General features: G+C 64.2%; 2 protein-coding genes and 2 rRNA genes (1 of these 4 only partly in view). All 4 read right to left on the reverse strand.

Annotation, left to right across the window (positions count from 1 at the left end; genetic code table 11):
• Window positions 1–309 precede the first annotated feature (309 nt).
• Window positions 310–1,482 carry a glycosyltransferase family 4 protein gene (locus NW808_RS03950; protein ID WP_414420364.1) on the reverse strand — a complete coding sequence of 391 codons (1,173 nt, stop codon included), beginning with the start codon at window positions 1,480–1,482 and terminating at the stop codon, window positions 310–312.
• A complete protein-coding gene (locus NW808_RS03955) occupies window positions 1,479–2,054 on the reverse strand; it encodes a MerR family transcriptional regulator (RefSeq protein WP_414420365.1) in 576 nt (191 codons plus the stop codon). Before NW808_RS03955 ends, NW808_RS03950 begins: the two co-directional genes overlap by 4 nt.
• 287 nt (window positions 2,055–2,341) lie before the next feature.
• Window positions 2,342–2,458, reverse strand: a 5S ribosomal RNA gene (gene rrf / locus NW808_RS03960).
• A gap of 95 nt (window positions 2,459–2,553) precedes the next feature.
• Window positions 2,554–2,850 (reverse strand): 23S ribosomal RNA (locus tag NW808_RS03965); it runs 2,902 nt beyond the window's last position.

Below are 2,850 nucleotides of genomic sequence, written 5' to 3' on the forward strand. Positions count from 1 at the left end.
CCGAGCCCTACTCGTTACGATGCGTCGGATGCGGTAGAGCTGTATCAGATACTGGGGTGTGGGAGTGGGGGGATTCAACTGGGCGTTGGCACCAGCGACACCCGCAACGATCTCACCTAACGCCCTCCTTCACACATACGCCCGCCTGAACCACGCCTACCGCACGGGACGCTGGGCGCCTGTTGCGCCGCACCCTGCGCGCCCATCGGCATGGCGCGGAGTGTTGGGCGTGCTGGGTTACTATATGCCGCGTTTACCCTACACGGCGTACAAAGCGTGGGCGGAGTGGGGCGCGCCCATCCGCGACGGCTACTTGGTCACAGAGACCGTTGCAGGCGACCCAACCGTCTGCCGCGCCGATTCGTAGACCTGCAAAATGCGATCGACCACCGCGGGCACGGAGAGAGTCTCCCGTTTGCGCACGGCGCGCTGGCGCAACGCCTCACGTTCCGCCTCGTGGCGCGTGAGGTACAGCACTGCTTCCACAAACGCTTCGGGGGTTGGCTCCACAATCAGCCCTGTTTGCCCGTAGTCTACTGCTTCGGGCGCGCCGCCGCCGTTGGCGACGATGCAGGGCAAGCCCGCCGCCTGCGCCTCGTCCAGCACCAGCCCCTGCGACTCGGTCACCGACGGAAACACGAACAAGTCCGCCGCCAGCAGGTAGAGCGACACTTCTTCGCGGGGCACGGGACCCGTGAACTGCACCCACGCGGTGAGTTGGCGCGCCCCTGCTTCGGTGCGGAGCGACTCCAGCGCAGGACCAGGTCCCACCAGCCACAGTTGCGCGTTGGGGCAGCCGCGCACGATATGCGGTATCGCTTCCAGCAAGACGGCAACATTTTTTTCGGGCGCCATCCGCCCGACATAGAGTAGCATCCACACCTCGTTGGGGATGCCCAGCCGCGCCCGCGCTTCCGCCTTGCTCACCTCTGGGAACGGCAGCACAGGGTTGCGAATCGGCGTAATCGGCTTGCGCACGCCGTACTTGCGTAGCACCTCCGCGCCGATGTCCGACGGGGTCATCACGGCGTCCACGCCCTCGTAATAACGGCGCAGATGCCAGCGCAGCATGCGACGCACAGGCGCACGCGGCACGATGCGCGGCACATAGTGCAAATACTCCTCGTACAGCGTGTGGTAAGTGCTGACCAGCGGAATGCGCAGCCGTCGTGCCCAACGCGCGCCCACAATCCCCGTGAAAAACGGCGTGTGCGTATGGACGATGTCGATTCCCAGCGTGCGGAACTCGCGCCAGAGTGCAGGCGCAAGCGGCAGCGCAATCGGGTAGTCGGGTTCGAACGGCGTGTAGACCGACGGCAGGCGGCGCACGGTGGGATACGGGTCTCGGTAATCGCGGAAGCGCGGCGCGTAAATCCAGACCTCGTGCCCGCGGCGGGTCAGTTCCTCGTGTAGGATGCGAATCGAGACGCTGACCCCGTTCAGGTACGGCAGGTAGCTTTCCGAGAAGATGGCGACTTTCACGGCGTTTCCGATTCGCGGCGGGCGTTGCGGTTCCCGCGCGGCTGGCGCAGGGCTTGCTCTTCCAGGAACGCCACGATGTCTGAGAGGCGGAATCGGCGCTGGTTGCCCTCCGTGCGGAAGCAGTGCAGCCAGCCGCGGTCGGTGTAGCGGCGGACGGTCGCAGGGCACACGCCCAGCAGGCGCGCCGTCTCCTCCAGCGTCAGCACGGGGTCGGTCAGCCGCGCGATGAGTTCCTCGCGGCTCTCGTCGCGCCCGCGCACGGGATAGTATTTGCGCGTGACGCCGTCATCTGTCCACTCCGCCAGATAGCGCAGGTACTGGGGCAACTTCGCCCAGAGTTCATCGGCTTCGGGCGGCACGATTGTTTCGGGGGCGATTTTTTTGCGTCCCTTGCGCTTGCGTAGGCGCGGTCCGTCCGAGGACGGCTCCGACGGCGTGGGCGGTTCTGGGGTCGGGGTCGTCTGCGTAGGTGGTGCGGGCGGCTGCCAGTTCAGTTCCTGCTGAAGCAAGGGCACGAACTCGACAATATGGGGCACGCGAATAGAGACCAGCGCGTACCCGCGCTCCTGCATCGGCGCAGGCGAAGCGGGCATCGGCTCAGAAATCGGGGGTGGCGAAATTTCGGAGGGCGCGGCAGGCTGCGGCGGCTCCGCAGGCGGTTGGGGCGTCCGAGGCGATGCTTGCGACGACGCCTCCGCTGGCGCATCGGACGACTGCGGCTCTGGCTGGTCGTCCGCATACTGGGTCTCAAGATAGCGATACCAATCAGTCAGGCTTAGACGGCTCATTGGTTCGGTATAGTGTACCTTAAATGCGAAAACGGCTCCAGAGAACTCTGGAGCCGTGGAGGTGATTTCAATCTGGGCATCGACCTATTTTCCCACTCCGTTACCAGAGCAGTATCTTCGGCGCTGGAGGGCTTAACTGCCGTGTTCGGGATGGGAACGGGTGTTTCCCCTCCGCTATGGACACCCAGATTGAAAGCGTGTGCAGTCCACCGCTCTTGAGAGGGTCGGTTCCCTCTCAGGAGAGGTTTTGACAACTGGAGCTGGAGTCGTCGGAAGTGCGTCAGTAGGCAAGCCCTCGGTCAATTAGTACGGCTCAGCTCAACGCATTACTGCGCTTACACCTGCCGCCTATCAACCCAGTCATCTACTGGGGACCTTACTCCGTTGCCCGGATGGGAGACCTTATCTTGGGGTGGGCTTGGCGCTTAGATGCTTTCAGCGCTTATCCCGTCCCGACATGGCTACCCAGCGTCTGCCCCTGGCGGGACAACTGGTACACCAGAGGTCAGTCCAGCCCGGTCCTCTCGTACTAGGGCCAGCTCCCCTCAAGTCTCCTACGCCTGCGGTGGATAGGGACCGA

The sequence above is a fragment of the Synechococcus sp. W70.1 genome (assembly GCF_047461515.1).
Lineage (GTDB): Bacteria > Cyanobacteriota > Cyanobacteriia > Thermostichales > Thermostichaceae > Thermostichus.

Coding starts and splice junctions, on each gene's coding strand:
- NW808_RS03955 (WP_414420365.1), bottom strand. CDS start 2,054: ATGCAGGAGCGCGGGTACGCGCTGGTCTCTATTCGCGTGCCCCATATT.